The sequence below is a fragment of the Enterococcus sp. DIV1067f genome (assembly GCF_050543505.1).
GTDB lineage: Bacteria > Bacillota > Bacilli > Lactobacillales > Enterococcaceae > Enterococcus_D > Enterococcus_D entomosocium.
The window spans coordinates 2,014,421-2,032,056 of record NZ_CP172940.1; the positions used below are offsets into that span (position 1 = coordinate 2,014,421).

15 protein-coding genes are annotated in these 17,636 nt (G+C 42.8%); 2 read left to right on the plus strand and 13 right to left on the minus strand.

The genetic code is table 11. From position 1 onward, the window contains the following. Window positions 1-156: 156 nt before the first annotated feature. The 3 genes from ntdP to recX all read right to left on the minus strand — a co-directional run bounded on the left by ntdP (window position 157) and on the right by recX (window position 2,722). A complete protein-coding gene (gene ntdP / locus IGJ42_RS09380) occupies window positions 157-690 on the minus strand; it encodes a nucleoside tri-diphosphate phosphatase (protein WP_005225863.1) in 534 nt (177 codons plus the stop codon). Between the two features lie 93 nt (window positions 691-783). Beyond that, entirely contained in the window at window positions 784-1,935 is a 1,152-nt protein-coding gene (mutY, locus tag IGJ42_RS09385; RefSeq protein ID WP_430615249.1) for an A/G-specific adenine glycosylase, read from the minus strand. Continuing rightward, window positions 1,928-2,722, minus strand: a complete 795-nt coding sequence (gene recX, locus IGJ42_RS09390; RefSeq protein WP_008378247.1) for a recombination regulator RecX — start codon at window positions 2,720-2,722, stop codon at window positions 1,928-1,930. Before recX ends, mutY begins: the two co-directional genes overlap by 8 nt. 114 nt (window positions 2,723-2,836) lie before the next feature. Between recX and rlmD the strand changes: the two genes are divergently transcribed. After that, a complete protein-coding gene (gene rlmD / locus IGJ42_RS09395) occupies window positions 2,837-4,213 on the plus strand; it encodes a 23S rRNA (uracil(1939)-C(5))-methyltransferase RlmD (RefSeq protein ID WP_008378249.1) in 1,377 nt (458 codons plus the stop codon). 329 nt (window positions 4,214-4,542) lie between these two features. Here the strand turns inward: rlmD and glyS are convergent, their stop codons facing one another. The 5 genes from glyS to IGJ42_RS09420 form a co-directional block, all read right to left on the minus strand. Continuing rightward, window positions 4,543-6,615, minus strand: coding sequence for a glycine--tRNA ligase subunit beta (glyS, locus tag IGJ42_RS09400; protein ID WP_086332442.1), 2,073 nt, complete (start codon window positions 6,613-6,615; stop codon window positions 4,543-4,545). A 1-nt stretch (window position 6,616) separates the two neighbouring features. Next, window positions 6,617-7,528, minus strand: a complete 912-nt coding sequence (gene glyQ / locus IGJ42_RS09405) for a glycine--tRNA ligase subunit alpha (protein ID WP_005225852.1) — start codon at window positions 7,526-7,528, stop codon at window positions 6,617-6,619. Between the two features lie 15 nt (window positions 7,529-7,543). Then, window positions 7,544-7,783 (minus strand): hypothetical protein, encoded by a 240-nt coding sequence (locus tag IGJ42_RS09410; RefSeq protein ID WP_008378255.1) that lies wholly within the window; start codon window positions 7,781-7,783, stop codon window positions 7,544-7,546. A 299-nt stretch (window positions 7,784-8,082) separates the two neighbouring features. Beyond that, complete coding sequence (locus IGJ42_RS09415; protein ID WP_005235498.1) at window positions 8,083-9,840, minus strand: glycoside hydrolase family 35 protein; 1,758 nt, start codon at window positions 9,838-9,840, stop codon at window positions 8,083-8,085. Further along, window positions 9,840-11,852 carry a beta-galactosidase gene (locus IGJ42_RS09420; RefSeq protein WP_430615252.1) on the minus strand — a complete coding sequence of 671 codons (2,013 nt, stop codon included), beginning with the start codon at window positions 11,850-11,852 and terminating at the stop codon, window positions 9,840-9,842. Before IGJ42_RS09420 ends, IGJ42_RS09415 begins: the two co-directional genes overlap by 1 nt. 121 nt (window positions 11,853-11,973) lie before the next feature. On the opposite strand from IGJ42_RS09420, the gene IGJ42_RS09425 reads away from it, so the two are divergent. Beyond that, a complete protein-coding gene (locus tag IGJ42_RS09425; protein WP_430615254.1) occupies window positions 11,974-12,780 on the plus strand; it encodes an AraC family transcriptional regulator in 807 nt (268 codons plus the stop codon). Here IGJ42_RS09425 and recO read toward each other — a convergent pair. From recO to IGJ42_RS09450, 5 genes are all read right to left on the minus strand, one after another. Continuing rightward, window positions 12,774-13,547, minus strand: a complete 774-nt coding sequence (gene recO / locus IGJ42_RS09430; RefSeq protein WP_101699151.1) for a DNA repair protein RecO — start codon at window positions 13,545-13,547, stop codon at window positions 12,774-12,776. The genes IGJ42_RS09425 and recO overlap by 7 nt on opposite strands. A 93-nt stretch (window positions 13,548-13,640) precedes the next feature. After that, the gene (gene era, locus IGJ42_RS09435; RefSeq protein ID WP_430615256.1) at window positions 13,641-14,540 is read right to left on the minus strand and encodes a GTPase Era; all 900 of its coding nucleotides are present in this window, start codon (window positions 14,538-14,540) and stop codon (window positions 13,641-13,643) included. A 35-nt stretch (window positions 14,541-14,575) separates the two neighbouring features. Then, the gene (locus IGJ42_RS09440; RefSeq protein ID WP_016612211.1) at window positions 14,576-14,965 is read right to left on the minus strand and encodes a diacylglycerol kinase family protein; all 390 of its coding nucleotides are present in this window, start codon (window positions 14,963-14,965) and stop codon (window positions 14,576-14,578) included. Next, window positions 14,949-15,425: an rRNA maturation RNase YbeY gene (gene ybeY, locus IGJ42_RS09445; protein WP_430615258.1), complete on the minus strand. Its 477-nt coding sequence runs from the start codon at window positions 15,423-15,425 to the stop codon at window positions 14,949-14,951. Before ybeY ends, IGJ42_RS09440 begins: the two co-directional genes overlap by 17 nt. Next, window positions 15,425-17,626 carry an HD family phosphohydrolase gene (locus tag IGJ42_RS09450; protein ID WP_016612212.1) on the minus strand — a complete coding sequence of 734 codons (2,202 nt, stop codon included), beginning with the start codon at window positions 17,624-17,626 and terminating at the stop codon, window positions 15,425-15,427. Before IGJ42_RS09450 ends, ybeY begins: the two co-directional genes overlap by 1 nt. Window positions 17,627-17,636: the final 10 nt, after the last annotated feature.

Consider the following 17,636-nt stretch of genomic DNA (forward strand, 5'->3'; position numbering starts at 1 on the left):
TCCCCCACTAATTTTCTTGGTCTCTCTATCATGGGACTGTCAGCTTAAACAGAACTTAAAACCTGCTGATTGAAGCAATCCATTAGAAACACAAAAAAACTCCAACCAACTTGGTTGAAGTTTCTTAGGGAAAATGAGCGATTCGACCCATTTTACTTATTTTTGAGACAACTGCTTGTAGCGATCATACCAAATGTCCACATACCCTTGCGAAAAGGGTCCTTTGCCATTATTGATCCAATCTACTAAAATTTTGACATTTTCTTTCAAGATAAAATCAATGTCTTGCGGATATTGCATAATCTTACTGTGCAATTCATACTCATCCACATCTAGTAAACGTTTCTCGCCATCAGGAAATACTTTGATATCAAGGTCATAATCGATATATTTCAATGCCTCTTCATCAAGTAAATACGGTGAAGCAAGATTACAATAATAGGAAACCCCCTTTTCTCGAATCATTGCAATAACATTAAACCAGTATTTTTTATGAAAATATACAATTGCTGGTTCACGGGTAACCCAGCGTCTTCCATCTGATTCGGTCACTAATGTATGATCGTTGACCCCTATCACTGAGAATTCACTGGTCTTTAAGACCATCGTATCCCGCCACGTTCGATGCAAATTGCCGTCATGTTTGTAGCTTTGAATGCTGACAAACTCTCCTTCTTTTGGAACTCGCATAGCAACCCTTCCCTCAGCAAGAAAACTTGCGTTTTGTTTGGGTGTTCATTACACCGACATCGTTAATATTATAGCAATAAAAGAAAGCTTTGCCTAGAAATCTTTATCGAGTTTCTGATATTTCTTTAATTGCTCGACTAATTTCTGCTGAGGTTTTGGAAAAACATAGTTTTCAAAGGATTCTTTGGCAGCCCATTCGCTGTCTTGTAATGGGATTTCTCCCCGTTTTCTACCGTAAAATAAAAGGACGTGCCATTTCAAATGACTAAAGATATGAGTGATCTCGCCAAAATGTCGTTTTTGCCAAACGACAGGCAGATCAGGAAAAATTTCGAGCGCATCATCTTCGGCAATCAAATCCAACTGCAGCTGCTCCTCTTTTGCCCATGTTCGCTGCAGAGCCTCGTACTGTTCTTTCGTCACTTCTACCAAAGGAAAATGCCACATAGAAGCTAATAAGCCTGTTTCAGGTCGCTGCACGAGTAAAAACGAGCCTTGATCTTCGATGGCGCCTGCGATGTAATAGACATCTTTTGGCTTTGCTTTTTTCGATTTCACTGGAAAGTCTGTTTGTCGATTCTCCGCATAAGCAAGACAATACTGACTGATGGGACACTCTTCACATTTCGGTGTAGGGGGTGTACAGATTCGTGAGCCAAGATCCATCAAGGCTTGATTAAACTCACCAGGTTCATCGGGGGAAATGATTGTTCTCATCGCCTCGTCAAATGGTCTTCGGCTGCTGGCTTTCGCAATATCTGCTTCGATACAAAATAACCGACTGACGACCCGCATCACATTTCCATCGATTGCCGGTTCTGGCAAGCCAAAAGCAATACTGCCAATGGCTCCAGCTGTGTAGGGACCAATTCCTTTTAATGAGCGAATCTCTTCAATTGATTGGGGCATTTCTCCGTCGAATTCGGCAACGATTTGCTGTGCAGCAGCCTTAAGGTTACGGGCACGAGAGTAATAACCTAAACCTTCCCAAACCTTTAAAAGCTTTTGTTCTTCGGCTGCCGCCAAGTCTTGGATCGTCGGGAATTGTTCCATAAAACGATAGAAATAGCCAATCACTGTTTCCACTCGTGTTTGTTGAAGCATGATCTCTGAGATCCAGATTGCATACGGATCGTTGGTCGCCCGCCAAGGCAGATTGCGTTTTTCTTTATGATACCAAGTTAAAAATGTTTCTTGGAACGTCTTGATTTTTTCTTCATCCCAAGTTTCCCATTGCTTACTCATCCATTACTTCCTCATCTAAGAATCGTTGTATATCATCGATGGCAAACCCTTTTTGATAAAGGCCTTGCTTGATTTTCATTTTTCGTTTCATCAATGGTAACCGCTGATGCCGCCGCATAAGTCGGGCCCCTTCTCTTTGGAGCGCTTCATTTTCTTGGTCCTCATCTTTTTCCATCGGTAATTCATCCAAAATCATCTGAATGACTCCTTGATGAAAACCTTTTTGCATCAAATGCATTTTTATCTTTTGGATCATTTCTTTATGGCTTTTGTTGTGAAAACGACGCATCGCTTTTTCAGCCGTATGATACCCGACTTCAAACTGCATTTCCTCGGTATACAAAGGCAATACTTCCTGAATCACGGGATCTTTTAATCCTTTTTTTCTCAATTGCTGACTGATGACCACGGGTCCTTTATCACTCATGCGGACTTGGGTGCGAATGTAGCTTTCTCCGTAGTTTTTGTCATCGATCAAATTCAACTCTTTCAGACGTTCAACGACTAAGTCTCGGTCTTGTTTTTCGATTTCTTTGTCTTTCAAATAGGTACGGACTTCCATTTCAGAACGCAGCTGATAGCTGATATAGTTCATGGCTTGCTGCAAGCCTAAATCAAACCCCGCACTTTTTTTGATTTCTTTTAATTCTTCTTCACTCAGTTCCTTGCCTTTTAATAGCCGAAAACGGACCAAAAGATCTTCTGAGACCCGCAGCGTTTCACCTTCTGATGTCGCCACTTCATAAAATGGTCCTTTTCCTTTATTGATACGAATAATTGTATTCATCTTCTTCACCTCGCGAACGTACATTCTATTTTACCACAACTACGATGAAATTCCTTCTAATCAAGCTGAAAAAATGTGGTAAAATGAACTGACTATTTTATTTAAGGAGTTCACATGGCAAATACACAAGTCCAGCTTGGACAAAAACTACAACTAACGATCAAACGCTTGGGGATCAACGGAGAAGGCATCGGGTATTACAAAAAGCTGATCATCTTTGTTCCCCGTGTTCTACCGGGGGAACAGGTCATTGCCGAAGTCACCAAAGCCTCTCCCCGCTTTGCTGAAGCTAAGATGACCAAAATCATCAAGCCAAGCAGCGATCGCATCCAACCACCCTGCAAGTTTTACGACCGGTGCGGCGGCTGCCAATTGCAGCACTTAGTCTACGACAAACAATTAGACTTCAAAAAAGACCTATTGAAACAAGCACTTGAAAAATTTAAGCCAAAAGGTTACCAACAGTTTGAACTAAGGGATACTTTAGGCATGGATGTTCCTTGGCATTACCGTAACAAAGCACAATTTCAATTGCGTTACAACAGTCAAACCAAACGAATCGAAGCGGGTTTATACGAAATGGAGTCTCATCGCTTAGTCGCCATTGATGATTGCCTCGTACAAGAACAAGATACGCAAAAAGTGATCAACGGCATCGTCCAATTGTTGAACAAATACCAGATCCCGATTTACGATGAACGAAAAAATAGCGGGATTTTACGAACATTGATGGTTCGCATCGGGATCGCCACTGGCGAAGTCCAAGTTGTTTTCATTACCAATTCTGTCAAACTGCCGCAAAAAAATGCGCTGATTCGCGAGATCAATCAGCGCTTGCCGCAAGTCGTTTCCATCATGCAAAATGTGCAAAACAAAAAAACGTCCGTCGTCATGGGAGAGGAAACGATTCATCTTTGGGGCAAAGAAGCGATCGAAGAACGGTTGAATGAACTGACCTTCGACTTGTCCGCCCGCGCATTCTTCCAGCTGAATCCGCAGCAAACCAGCGTCTTGTATCAAGAAGGGTTAAAAGCCCTTGACTTAAGCAAAAATGAAACAGTTGTTGATGCTTACTGTGGTGTGGGGACGATTGGGTTGAGTGTGGCACCTTATGCCAAAGAAGTCCGCGGCATGGACATTATTCCTCAAGCGATCGAAAATGCCCAAGAAAATGCCCACCGTATTGGTGCCCAAAATACCCATTATGAAACGGGAACTGCGGAGGAGCTATTACCAAAATGGTTCAATGAAGGCTTCAAACCTGATAGCATCATTGTTGATCCGCCAAGGACAGGCTTGGATGAACGATTATTGCAAGCTTTGCTGAAACAACCACCGAAGAAGATGGTCTATATATCTTGTAATGTTTCTACTTTAGCAAGAGACTTAGTCCAATTAGCCAAAGTGTTTCACGTAGAATATCTGCAATCAGTAGATATGTTTCCACAAACCGCCCGCTGCGAAGTGGTGGTAAAATTGACCCGCAAATAAACATTCGCCTGACAAATCATTTTGTGATCTGCCAGGCTATTTTATTGCACCTATCGTTTCAGCGTATTTTCAATGGAAAAATGAATCGGTCTGTATGATGAGAATCTTTGTATCATTATAAGCATCATCAAATCCCCAATCATTAAAGCCGAAGAATCGTTCGATCCCTTGAAAAGTAATGGGTCAAAATGTTTTTTATTATATAATATTTAACACTGCAAGAAAGCAATTCTAAGTACAAAAAAATCGAGAAATTTAGAAAAAAAACTGGAACTGATTCTTTCAGTTCCAGCTTATTTTATTTAGAAACGTGCAACTGCAAGCTTCTTTTATTTCGTAATCAAAGCATCTAAACTAGCCACTGCCAGACTCATCTTCGCGATTTTATCCAACAAGGCAAAACGGTTGCGGCGAATCTGTTCATCTTCCACCATGACCATTGTTTGATCAAAATAAGCTTCGATCAATGGGCGCAGTGCCACTAAGCTTTGGTAGTTTTCTTCCATCGTTTGATGTGGGAACTTGTTCTCTACTGTTAAGACCGCTTCATACAAGGCAGTTTCAGAGTCGTTTTCAAACAAGGCAGGATCAATTGCTACTTGTTCCAATTCGGCTTTTTTCGCTAAATTGATTACTCGGGTCAAGGCTTCCATCGATGGTTTGAAGTCGGTGTCTTGCAAATGTTCTCTTAACATCTGAGCCGTTTCAAATAGCGTACTGATATCTGCTTGGCGTGCGCCTAAAACAGCTTCAATGACATCATGACGCGTATTTTTGCTGAGTAAGAATTGACGCAGACGGCCTTTCACAAAATCGGTCACTTGTTCTTGACCTGCGGCAAGTTGAATACCAAAAATTTCCGGTTGGGCATTAATAGCTTCACGAATCTCTTCTTGTAACTGAGCAAATGGGAAATACCAGCGTTTTTCAGCTAGGATGCGGATAATTCCGTACGTTTGCCGGCGGAGTGCGTAAGGATCGTTTGAACCACTTGGAACCATATCGACAGCGAAGAACGCAAGCAAGCTGTCCAATTTATCCGCAATGGCTAAAACAGCCCCGATTTTCGATTGCGGCAGTTCACCTTCTGCTGAGATCGGCATGTAGTGTTCACGAATCGCTTGGGCAACTGTTGGTTTTTCTCCTTGGATCAAGGCATACTTTTCCCCCATGATTCCTTGCAATTCAGGGAATTCTCCCACCATATTTGTCACTAAATCAAATTTATAGATTTGAGCTGCCCGTTGGAGATCAGTCAGTTCTTCTTGTGTTAAACCAACAGTATTCCCGATGATTTGTGCAGCTAATCCAACACGCTGCATTTTTTCATACAAACTGCCAATTTTTTCGTGGAAGGTGACTTGCTTAAGCTTTTCCACGCAATGGTCGATGGTCAATTTTTTGTCCTCATTATAGAAAAACTCAGCATCTTCTAGACGGGCGGTCAGTACTTTTTGGTTTCCTTTGATGACATTATCAATTTTCACGGCATCCCCGTTGCGGGCAGAGATGAAATGCGGCAGCAATTCTCCATCAAGGGTGCGGACATCGAAGTAGCGTTGATGTTCTTTCATAGAAGTAACTAACACTTCTTCAGGTACAGAAAGATATTTTTCTTCAAAGTCCCCTACAAAAGCTGTTGGGTATTCAACCAGATTTGTCACTTCTTCGAGTAGGTCTTCATCTAAATCGATCCGCCAGTTGTTTTCTTGAGCGATCGCATTGATTTGTGAGGTGATCATTTGTTGACGTTCGCTTGGATCAGCAATGACAAACTGATGCTTCATTTTCTCCAAATAGTCGTCCGCATGATCAAACGTGACTGCCTCACCTAAGAAACGATGACCTTTTGACTCGCGTCCGGTAACAATATCAAGAATTTGGAAAGGAATGACTTGCTCACCAAAGAGTGCGACGATCCAATGAATTGGTCGGATATATTCAAAATCGTAGTCTGCCCAGTGCATCGTTACTGGGAAAGTCAAACTCGTGATTACTTCCTGCAATCCTTTCAATACCTCAACGGTTGGTTGACCTTGGGTATGTTTCGTTACATAGACATACTCAACACCTTTTAATTCACGGAAGGTGATGTCATCGGTTGTCAATCCTTGCCCCCGAACAAATCCTTGAGCTGCTTTCGACCAATTGCCTGCTTCGTCTAAGGCGATTTTTTTCGCTGGCCCTTTGACGTCTTCTTGTGTATCGGCTTGTTTTTCAGGAAGACCGGTGACATAGACTGCCAAACGACGAGGTGTCGAATAAGCTTCAATCGCTGTATAAGGTAATGCATGAGCATCTAAGAAAGCTGCCGTTTTTTCTTGTAATTGTTTCATACTTGGGGTTACGACATGCGCAGGTAATTCCTCTAAGCCGATTTCTAATAATAGGTTTTGTGCCATCTTATTTTCCCTCCTCAATCAGTTTTTGCGCCACTTCTGGATCAAGCAATGGATAACCGAGGTTTTCCCGTTCTGCTACAAATAGTTTTGCTACTTGACGGGCCATATTACGGATACGTGCGAGGTACCCAGCACGTTCAGTGACGGAGACTGCGCCACGAGCATCCAACAGGTTGAAGGTATGGCTGCATTTTAAGATATAGTCGTAAGCTGGATGAACTAAGCGTTCATCGATACAGCGTTTTGCTTCTTTTTCAAAACGATCGAAGTTCCCTAAAAGCAAGTCTTGGTCACTGACTTCAAAGGAGTATTTTGAATGTTCATACTCAGGTTGGCGGAAAATCTCACCATATTTGACACCTGCAGACCATTCAAGATCGTAGACACTTTCAACTTCTTGAATATAAGATGCTAGACGTTCTAAGCCGTAAGTGATCTCTGATGTCACTGGCTTACACGCTAAGCCACCAACTTGTTGGAAGTAAGTAAACTGGGTGATCTCCATCCCATCTAACCAAACTTCCCAACCAAGACCTGCACAACCCATTGAGGGGTTTTCCCAGTTATCTTCGACGAAACGAATATCATGTTCTAATGGATCGATCCCTAAAAGACGCAAGCTTTCTAAATAAAGCTCTTGGATATTTTCAGGAGAGGGCTTCATCACGACTTGGAACTGGTGGTGCTGATACAAACGATTTGGGTTTTCCCCGTAGCGGCCATCAGCTGGACGGCGAGAAGGTTCTACGTAAGCGGCGTTCCATGGTTCTGGACCGATTGCACGTAAAAATGTGTATGGGCTCATGGTTCCAGCCCCTTTTTCTGTATCATAGGCCTGCATCAGCATACAGCCGTTTTCAGACCAGAATTTTTGCAAAGTCAAAATCATCTCTTGCACAGTTAGTTTACTCATCTTTTTCTTCCTTTCTTATAACGCATTGACGACAGGATAAAACTCGACAACTGATCCGGGGATCAATTTTACTTCGACCACGGCATCTGCTTCTAAAATATCAGATAAGTCGTAAAGCATTTGGTCTGGACTCGTTGTAAATTCATGTAAAAGCTGTTCATCCTTTAAAAGGCGAACCTGAAGTGGAATACTTGCTAATACTTTGAGCTTTTTTTCGGTAAACGCACTTGCTGGAATCGTCATATCAAATAACATAAAAAAACCTCCTTTGTTTTTGGCTATTCTTGGTGTGAAACATAAAAAAGTCCCTATATCTATACAAAGTGTATAGATATAGGGACGATACATTCGCGGTTCCACCCTACTTCCGACAAGTCGGCAGCTTCATTGATCATGCTCACGGACGCCTGCGAAATAAGGTTCCAACTTGGCTTTCACTCTCCCAAGTTCGCTTCATGGAATGGTCTTCTTTCTTTCTTCCGGTCATAGCACGGATTCGATTACCCTTATGATAGTAGTTGAAGCTAGGGTTTGTCAATGATTAATTTGAACTTTTATCCTTCTGGACCTAAATCCGCCTGATCATGAAAGACGATCTCATCAGCGATTTTCCCATCACTTTCAAAAACAATGATCTCATTCATTCCAGTTTTTAAAAACGGCGCCGGGACGTACAAGCGCTGCTGCGGTCCTTTTTCCCAGAAACGGCCGATCATATGACCATTGACTTGGACAAACCCTTTGCCCCAGCCCGGCAATTCGATAAAGGTATCTGCACATTCATCAAAAACACATTCAAAGCGTGAGAAACTTGGTTGGCCTTTTTGCCATTTCCCTTGGAAATCAATGGCATGCAAATTATCCATCGGCAAGGGATAGATTTCCCAGTTGCTTTGGAATGCGCCATTGATGATCACACCGTCTTTAATGCCTTTGTGCTGATGGTTCATTTTAACGGAATAATTGACCCGCCCCATATTCTCCACCAAGATCCCCAACTCGTTTTCTGATTCTGATAGATCGAAACTGTAGGATTGACCGATTTCTCGATCGTAATCGATGCGCAAAAGTTCCTGGTTGATAAACGTATGGGCACGATCCATCGTATTGATCAGACGGTAGTCGGCAATCTTCCGTGCAGGCCCAATCAGTGAGCGATAGTAGATATAACCTGTCGCTTGATTGCAGGCTTCCATCGATAAAGGGTAATTCCTTATGATCGGTTGACTGATCGTGTCGATCGTCGAAAACAAGGAGACTCGTTCTTTCACTGAGAATGTTCCATAAGCTTTTCGCTCAAGTTTCATACTCAAGGGAAACTCAGGAATTTCCGCATAGTCAGCGATCACTTTTTTGAAGGCTTGGTATTTGGCAGTAGGTTCTCCCCATTCTGTCAACAAGGCATCATAATCATAGCTAGTGACATCCGGCGCTAAGCGCTCGTAATAGTTTGACCCGTTCATAAAGCCAAAATTGGTCCCGCCATGGAACATATAAATATTGACAGAACCTTCTGCCAAGCAATCCTGAAGTTCCTTTACTGCATCAGCCGTTGATGTTGTATGATGATGGTCATCACCCCAAGCATCAAACCAGCCGATCCAAAATTCCATGACCATCAGTGGCCGTTTTTCTCCGTGAAATCTTCGAAGTTTTTCAAAGTTTTCCTTGATGTTGGAGCCGCAGTTGATCGTAGGCAATGCCAAGTCTTTGATAGTGCCGTTTTCTAACATATCGTGCCAAGGTCCGTCAGAGGTCACTAACGGCGTTTCTACACCCTGTTGCCGCATCGCAGCCACCATTTTCCGCAAATACTCTTTATCATTGGCGTAGCTGCCGTATTCATTTTCTACTTGCATCATTAAAATCGGACCGCCTTGGGTGATCTGCAGATCCCGCACTTGTGGAAACAAATGGGCGAAATAACGAGTGATTTTTTCCATAAATGGTGGATAATCAAACCGAAGCTTCATCATGGGATCTTGCAAAAGCCAATAAGGCAGTCCCCCAAATTCCCATTCTGCACAAATATAAGGTGCTGGTCGCAAAATGACATAAAGCCCTACTTCTTGTGCCGTTTGGATAAATCGCCGCAAATCAAGGATCCCCTCAAATTGATAGACGCCTTCCTGTGCTTCATGGAGATTCCACGGAACATAGGTTTCCACAGTATTACAACCCATCAAGCGTAGTTTCTCTAATCGATCTTGCCAATATTCAGGAACGACCCGAAAATAATGGATCGCTCCAGAGATCACTTTGAACGGCTTTTTGTCTAGATAAAAGTCATCTTCGATAGCAAAAGTTCGCATCAGTTACGCTCCTCTTTGACGATATAGGTGGTGTATTGTGTCAGCATCATTTCTGAAGAAAGAACCTCACCCGTCAGAAGATCCGTCTTTCCAACAAACATTGCTGGCAACGGTTGTGCTTCTTCGTGGAAATTGATGATAACGAAGAATTTCGCCTCTGCATTTTCACGACAGGCAACTTCTAGTTTTGTTGCTTCCTCGATCACTGGGGTGATATCGTTTTCTTCGACAATCGTTTTGAAAAGCTGATCTTGCAGCTGATCTTCCAACTGTCCACCAAAGTAATAGACGGTGCCATCGCCAAACATATTTTTCGTCACTGCCGGCATTCCTGCATAGAAATTGCTTGTGTAATGCGCTAGCGCTTCGGCGGTTTCTAAATGGATCAGATCGCTGACTAAATTACTGGTTCCTGTCAGTTCTTCATTGACTAAGGAAACGCCGTTTGATTGTTCTGGGGCTAATGCATCGATTTCTTCCACCCAGATGCCAGCTAACTTCCGCAATGGCCCAGGATAGCCCCCTAAGTGAACGTTGTCAGATTGATCAACGATACCGCTCATATACGTGGTAAGTAAAGAACCACCTTGTTTGACGAAATCAGTGAGCCGCTCTTGCATTCCTTCTTTGATCATGTAGAGAACAGGTGCTGCGATTAATTTGTATTTTGACAAGTCAGCATCCACGGGAACCAAGTCGACGGCAATATTTTGTTCATGAAAATAACGATAGTAGCGATGGATCTGTTCTACATACTTCAGATCAACGGTCGGACCACTCGTATATTCTAATGCCCAATAATTGTCCCAATCGAAAATCACGGCAACCTGTGCTTGAGTTTGCGTCCCAATAATGTCTGAAAGCTGCGCTAATTCAGCACCAAGAGCTGCCGTTTCTCGGAAAACTCGCGTGTCTTCATGACCGACATGTTCGATAACAGCTCCATGGAATTTCTCACAAGCACCGATGGAACGTCGCAATTGGAAATATTGGATCGTGTCCGCCCCATGAGCGATCGTTTGATAGCTTTGCGCCCGCATTTGTCCCGGTTTTTTTAATGAGTTATAGGGTTGCCAGTTTTGTTGGGAGGGTGTTTGTTCCATCAGCATAAAGGGCTGTTGTTTCAAGCCGCGCATTAGATCATGTGTCATGGCTACTAAACTCCATGGCGTATTATACGCTGGATAATTATCCCACGAAATAAGGTCCATTTCCTTCGCCCACTTGAAATAATCCAGTCCTTTAAAGGTTCCCATCAAATTCGTTGTAATCGGTGTCGTGGGATCGATTTTCCGAATAGCGTCCCGCTCCATCATATAGTTTTTTAAAAGGCTATCCGAGTTGAAGCGTCGGTAGTCAATAGAAATTCCTGCAAATGCCGTCTTGTCATAGCCGATTCCTTCTGACAGCGCATTTGGCAGAACGATTTCATCCCATTCATATACAGTATGACCCCAAAATTCCATATTCCAGGCTTTATTCAGTGCTTCGATCGTTTGATATTTATCCTTTAGCCAAACACGAAACGCTTTTTCACAGTTCTCGCAATAACATTCGCCGCCGTATTCATTATTGATGTGCCAACAAGTCACTTGTGGATTTTCGCCGTAACGTTCGGCTAATTTCGTTGCCAGACGTTCTGCGTATTTTTGATAAACCAAACTATTGGGACAGGCATTATGCCGTTGCCCAAACTTATGATGGCGTCCATCATAATCGGTGCGAGCGACTTCCGGATACTTCTTAAACATCCAAGCTGGCAAAGCGGCTGTGGAAGTGGCTAAGACGATGTCGAAGCCCTCCGTACTTAATTTTTCGATGATTTGATCCAATTCCTCAAAATCATAACAATTTTCAGAGGGTTGGATCTTTGCCCATGAAAAAACATTGACGGTCGCGCTATTGATACTTGCTTTTTTAAAGATCCGAATGTCTTCTTCCCAAATCTCTTTCGGCCACTGATTTGGATTATAATCGCCGCCGAATAGAATTCGATCAAAAAATTTTGTCATATAAGTGAACGCTCCTTTAAAATAAAATGATTTCCACTCTCTTATTGTAAGGCTTTTCATTTTGTTGTAGTATAATACATGAAACACTATTTTATAACTTTTCGAAACATGGAGGTTGAACATGCCTATTTATTTTTATCAAACAAACCAGCAGTTGCCTTTGTCGCTTGAAAGTATCGGCAACGATTGGCCACAAGATGACGTTGTTCGTCTCGATGGCTACCCTTACTTTCATTGGCTTCAGACAGAACAAGGAGAAGGTCGCGTCACCTTTGGTCAAGAATCCTTTATTTTACGTCCCAGTGAAGGCATCTTGATTTACCCTTTCACTCCTCATCGCTACTATCCCTTATCAGATTGGAAAACCTCCTTCGCTACCTTTCAAGGACCTTTGGCAGCTGAGATATTAAAACAATTTACAAGTCAACCTTATCTTTTAGTTGAAGATTCTAAAACTTTTTCCTATATGACTTGGATCAAACAACGCATTAAAGAAGACCAAAAAATAAGCTGGGATCCGTTACGGGCTTCTAGTGAGTGTTATCGTTTTTTGCTGGCGATCATGCAAGAGCGCTCTGGGAATCCAACCGAAAAACACCCCTTGTTTCAACAATATCTGGTCCCTGTTATACAAGAAATCGAAACCAATTATGATCAGGCGATCACGATCAAAAACTTGGCTGGTTTAGTCTATGTTTCGCCTCAATATCTCTCTCGGTTGTTCCAGCGTTTTTTAGGACAATCCACCGCCCAATACTTATTAAACTATCGCATGACCCGTGCCAAAGAGCTTTTGGTGGCACAGCCGGATCTGCCCATTCAGCAAGCCGCTTTTGCTGTAGGGTTTCAGGATGCGAGTCACTTTACCGCATTATTCAAAAAAAGAGTCGGCTTAACTCCATTGAAGTTTCGCCAACTCTATCATTGATTTTTCGGTTTTAAGACGTCTTGCCATTGCCCCATCTGATCGATAAACTTCTTACTTTTTAAATGAATGCCCACATATTCATCATACAATAGATCGATCACTTGTCGAATCGCTGCTTTCGTTTCTGGCTTTAATTTGATCGAAGCAATCTGCTCGTAGGATATTTGCGAAAATAAGCGAATAAAATGGATCGCACGAGAATCCGCATGATAGCGACGTTCGTCCATCCCCCAGTGTTGTTCGCATAAAATGCCACTATATTTTGAGGAATAGTCAAACCGACCGTCGGTTTTTCCGCAGATGGCACAATGGGTCCAATTCGGGCTGATCCCGAAACGATGCAAAATCTGGATCTCAAAGATATTGGTGATGATCTCTGCGTCGTTCCCTTGATCCATTAAGTGCAATGCCTCATGTAAAAAGTGGTATAGATGTGGGTCATAGACCCGATCATCGATAGCAGAATCAGCCAAATTCAACAAGTAGGTCGCATAACCAGCAATAAAAATATCACTTTGGATCGTACGAAAAGGATGAATGTCTTTGGCATTGTTTAAAAAGGACAAGCCTTCCGTTTTGATGGTTCCCATGTAGGTGGCTTCAGTATAGGAGAGCAACGCTGGTGCCAAGGGGTTATTTTTCCGATGAGCACCCTTGACATAAAACATTTGCTTCCCGGCAGATTCCGTAAAGATTTTGACTAGCTTGTCTTTTTCTTTATGGTCCTTTGAAAAAAGCAAAATTCCTTTTGTTTCAACAAGATTCATCGTCGCACCTCATTTCTTGAAAAAAACTGATCCAGTTGGCTAACTGCATCAGTTTTTCCTCTTTAAAGCAGACCGTGATGGATCTGCCTTTCCTTAATACTCATCTTTACGATAGCCGTAATCCGTTAAGAAGGTCTGCTTGTCGCGCCAATCTTTTTGAACTTTCACCCATAATTCCAAGAAGACTTTGTCATCTAATAAGTGTTCAATATCTAGACGGGCTTTCGTCCCGATCTGCTTCAGCATTTTACCGCCTTTACCGATGATAATGCCTTTTTGGCTGTCACGTTCGACAATGATCGTCGCTTGAATATGCACCTTATCATTATGATCTCGTTTCATGGAGTCAACGACGACCGCTACCGAGTGAGGCACTTCATCTCTGGTCAGCAGCAAGACTTTTTCCCGTACCAACTCGGAAACGATAAAGTATTCTGGATGATCCGTGATTTGATCTTCTGGGAAATACTGAGGACCTTCAGGCATTTCATCGACCAATAGTTTCATTAGCGTTTCGAAATTATTGCCTTCCGTTGCAGAAATCGGTACGATCTCAGCAAAGTCCATTTGTGAGGAGTAATCTTCAATGATTGCCAATAAAGCATCCGGATGGACTTTATCAATTTTATTGATCACTAGGAAAACCGGCATCTGGCTTTGACGCAACCGTTCGATGATAAAATCATCACCCTTGCCGCGCTTTTGATCGGCACTGATCATAAATAGTGTCACGTCAACTTCACGAAGTGCGCTATAGGCGGTTTCCACCATAAAATCACCTAGACGGTGTTTGGGTTTATGGATCCCTGGTGTATCGATAAAGATGAGCTGTGCGTCATCTGTCGTATAGACCCCTTGGATTTTATTACGAGTCGTTTGCGCCTTGTCACTCATAATAGCGATTTTTTGTCCTACAACTCGATTTAGAAGTGTGGATTTTCCAACATTTGGCCGTCCGACGATCGCAACGAAGCCTGATTTGTGTGTTGTCATTGTTGTTCCCCTTTATCTTGTGGTTTTAGTGCGTATCAGAAGAGCTGCAGTAATTTTGGCAAGAAGATGATCGCTGCGACCACTAATGCAAAAACTGCGGTCATCAGCACAGCACCAGCTGCCATATCTTTGATTTTTTTCCCGATTGGATGGAAATGAAAGTCCGTAAACATGTCAACGACATTCTCAAAGACTGTATTGATGATCTCCACGATCCAGACCAAGAAAACGGCTAACAGCAGCCAAAGCCATTCCATTTGATTCAATCGGAAAATAAAGCCTGCAATGATCGCAACGATGCCTAACCCAACATGTTTACGCATATTACGTTCCTCTTTAAAGACGGTTTTTATACCGGTGAAAGCAAATTCGATTGACGAGATAAACTGTTTATTTTTCCCAATATTCTTATCTTTTGAGTCCATAGGCATCCAGTATTTCCTTTTGCAATCCAAACATTTCCTTTTCATCTTCTGGTGTCATATGATCATAGCCGTTGATATGCAAGAAACCATGCAGCGCCAAGAAACCAAGTTCCCGATCATAGGTATGCCCATATTCAGCAGCTTGTTCCTTTGCCCGTTCAATGGAGATCATAATGTCTCCTAGATCACGCGGCAGCTCTTCAAGGGCTTCGTCAAAAATAATCGGCATCTCCTCCGCCGTTTCTTCTTCGAAGGCAAAACTGATGACATCTGTCGGCATATCTTTGCCGCGATACTCCCGATTGATTTCTTGGATGGCTGCATTGTCCATAAACGTGACGGACATTTCCGTATCCTCTGGAAGGTCTAAATGTCCTGCAGCAAATTGCAGAAGTCCTTCGATCTCTTTGATCTTCGTTTCCCCCACTGAATTTGTCTCATCTAAAAAGGTAATCTCCATTAGCGCTCTCTTCTTTCTTGTTCTTCTTTCATTTTCTCTGCTTCCGATTTCATTTTTGGGTATTTGATCCGTGAATGGAAGGTACTGCATAGTCCGTTGACCAGTGATTTTTCAATCATCCGGATTTCTTTCAACGTTAGTCCCGTTTCATCTAATTGACCGTCTAAGATCCGATCATTGATGAGATTCGCAACAAATTCTTGAATTTTTTGATTGGTCGGATTTTCCATCGCTCGAACAGCTGCTTCACAACTGTCAGCGATACTCACGACACCCGCTTCTCGTGTCTGCGGTTTTGGCCCAGGATAACGGAAATCTTCTTCCGTCACCTCGGGATTACGCTCTTGAGCTTTTACATAGAAATAACGCATCAGAGTTGTGCCATGGTGTTGACGGCAAATATCGATCACCATCCGCGGCATTTTGGCTTCTTCGAGAATTTCCGCTCCGTCGATCACGTGACCGAAGATGATTTGTTTGCTGTCTTCCGGCAGCAAAAAATTATGCGGGTTTTCGGCACCAGCAGGTAAATTTTCTACGAAGAAATTGGCATGTTTGACTTTGCCAATATCATGGTAATAACAAGCCACGCGGGTCAGTAAGCTTTGCCCACCGATCTCGGCGACGGCATTGGCGCTAAGATTAGCAACCATCATACTGTGATGATAGGTCCCTGGTGCTTCTTCCAGCAACTGCTTCAATAACGGGTGGTTCGGGTTACTCAATTCATTCAACACGATCATACTTTCATCCGTTACCAATAATTCGATATATGGATGCAGCCCCATCGTCAGCAAATAGCTAAGAAGCGAGCCGGCCAATCCACAGACGAGTGTTGTCCACGTATTGCCGCGGGCCAAATCCATTCCTTGGAAAATGACCAACATGATGCTTAAGAGTAATGGGAAAACGATCACCCACATGACTGCGATTTTCCCTTGACTGGCGATACGTGCTCGTTTGATCATCGTCCCCATCAACCCAGAGAAGAGATAGGTCACTAAAACAGTCGTCAACAAGTTGGTCCCGCTGGAATCAAAGTAAATGAAGAGTGCACTGACCACTTGGAAAATCGCGGCTAATATCCCTAAACGTCTGCTGGAGAAAATGCTTAGAATCAGCGGTGTAAAGGCTGCTGGGAAAAAGAGCGGGATAAAGGTCACTAATTCTGATTGGAACAGTTGGAAAAATTTCATGATCAAGATACTGAATGCCATCGCCAAAATATAAAAAGTGACGGCGTTCATTCGCTTTTCAACATCTTTTGTCTGTCTTGTATAATAAAACAGCATGAGCATTTGTAAGCAGGTCGCTAAAACTAAGGCGATTAATGGAAAAACTGAGAAGGTCTGATTGGTCATTCCTAAAAGCTGCAGCTTTTCCAATGCGTTGGCATCGATCTGTGATCCTTCACGAACAATGATCTCCCCTTGATAGATCATTACCGGTGGAACAGCATCCATGGCGGTTTGTCTCGCTTCTTCCGTCCGCTTTTCATTGGGAATATCATTGACGACGATTCCTTGATTGACAATGAAGCGTAAAACGGACGCCATATCCGAAGTAACATCTAGAAATTGGATCTTGTCTTCCGCCTCTGAGCGGAAAGTACTGAGTTCTGTTTGACGGATCTGTTTGGCCATTTGCTCGTCTACTAGCTGCAACGCATAGGTTCGTACCGTATTCAATTCATCGGTACTTAATGAAAACAATGTCGACAAAAAATTATTCGTCAATGACTGATAGAAATCGAGTTCATCATCACTCATTTTTTCAAACTCTTTTTTTAAGGCTGCAATGTATTCATCCGTACTCGGTTTAGGGATATTTTCATCCTCATCCGCCTCAGCAACTTCTTTTGCATGTGTCTCATCCGTTGATTTTTTGACTGAATCAACTAAGTCAAAAAGGTGGTCGATGCGATCGTGCTGTGTCTGCGCTAGAGTATCCTGATAGGTGTACTCTGGCGGAACCGCTTCTGCTGCCAATTTGCGTTTTTGTTCCGTTGCAGTAGTGTTTTCGATCGTTTTATTGGCACGAATGTTTTCTTCCGCCACCTGGCCTTCGCTATAATCGACATTATTCTGTTTGACACTGGTGTACATGATACCAATCGAAAAAAGAAAGAAGAGAAACATCAAAACTGGTAAATAAAACTTCCCGAGTCTTTCTCTAAGTTTCCGTAGTGGTTGAATGATCATAGTTCTCCTC

Excerpts from the sequence above, each read along its gene's own strand:
- ntdP (WP_005225863.1), bottom strand. The coding sequence starts at position 690 with ATGCGAGTTCCAAAAGAAGGAGAGTTTGTCAGCATTCAAAGCTACAAA.
- mutY (WP_430615249.1), bottom strand. The coding sequence starts at position 1,935 with ATGAGTAAGCAATGGGAAACTTGGGATGAAGAAAAAATCAAGACGTTC.
- recX (WP_008378247.1), bottom strand. The coding sequence starts at position 2,722 with ATGAATACAATTATTCGTATCAATAAAGGAAAAGGACCATTTTATGAA.
- rlmD (WP_008378249.1), top strand. The coding sequence starts at position 2,837 with ATGGCAAATACACAAGTCCAGCTTGGACAAAAACTACAACTAACGATC.
- glyS (WP_086332442.1), bottom strand. The coding sequence starts at position 6,615 with ATGGCACAAAACCTATTATTAGAAATCGGCTTAGAGGAATTACCTGCG.
- glyQ (WP_005225852.1), bottom strand. The coding sequence starts at position 7,528 with ATGAGTAAACTAACTGTGCAAGAGATGATTTTGACTTTGCAAAAATTC.
- IGJ42_RS09410 (WP_008378255.1), bottom strand. The coding sequence starts at position 7,783 with ATGTTATTTGATATGACGATTCCAGCAAGTGCGTTTACCGAAAAAAAG.
- IGJ42_RS09415 (WP_005235498.1), bottom strand. The coding sequence starts at position 9,840 with ATGCGAACTTTTGCTATCGAAGATGACTTTTATCTAGACAAAAAGCCG.
- IGJ42_RS09420 (WP_430615252.1), bottom strand. The coding sequence starts at position 11,852 with ATGACAAAATTTTTTGATCGAATTCTATTCGGCGGCGATTATAATCCA.
- IGJ42_RS09425 (WP_430615254.1), top strand. The coding sequence starts at position 11,974 with ATGCCTATTTATTTTTATCAAACAAACCAGCAGTTGCCTTTGTCGCTT.
- recO (WP_101699151.1), bottom strand. The coding sequence starts at position 13,547 with ATGAATCTTGTTGAAACAAAAGGAATTTTGCTTTTTTCAAAGGACCAT.
- era (WP_430615256.1), bottom strand. The coding sequence starts at position 14,540 with ATGACAACACACAAATCAGGCTTCGTTGCGATCGTCGGACGGCCAAAT.
- IGJ42_RS09440 (WP_016612211.1), bottom strand. The coding sequence starts at position 14,965 with ATGGACTCAAAAGATAAGAATATTGGGAAAAATAAACAGTTTATCTCG.
- ybeY (WP_430615258.1), bottom strand. The coding sequence starts at position 15,425 with ATGGAGATTACCTTTTTAGATGAGACAAATTCAGTGGGGGAAACGAAG.
- IGJ42_RS09450 (WP_016612212.1), bottom strand. The coding sequence starts at position 17,626 with ATGATCATTCAACCACTACGGAAACTTAGAGAAAGACTCGGGAAGTTT.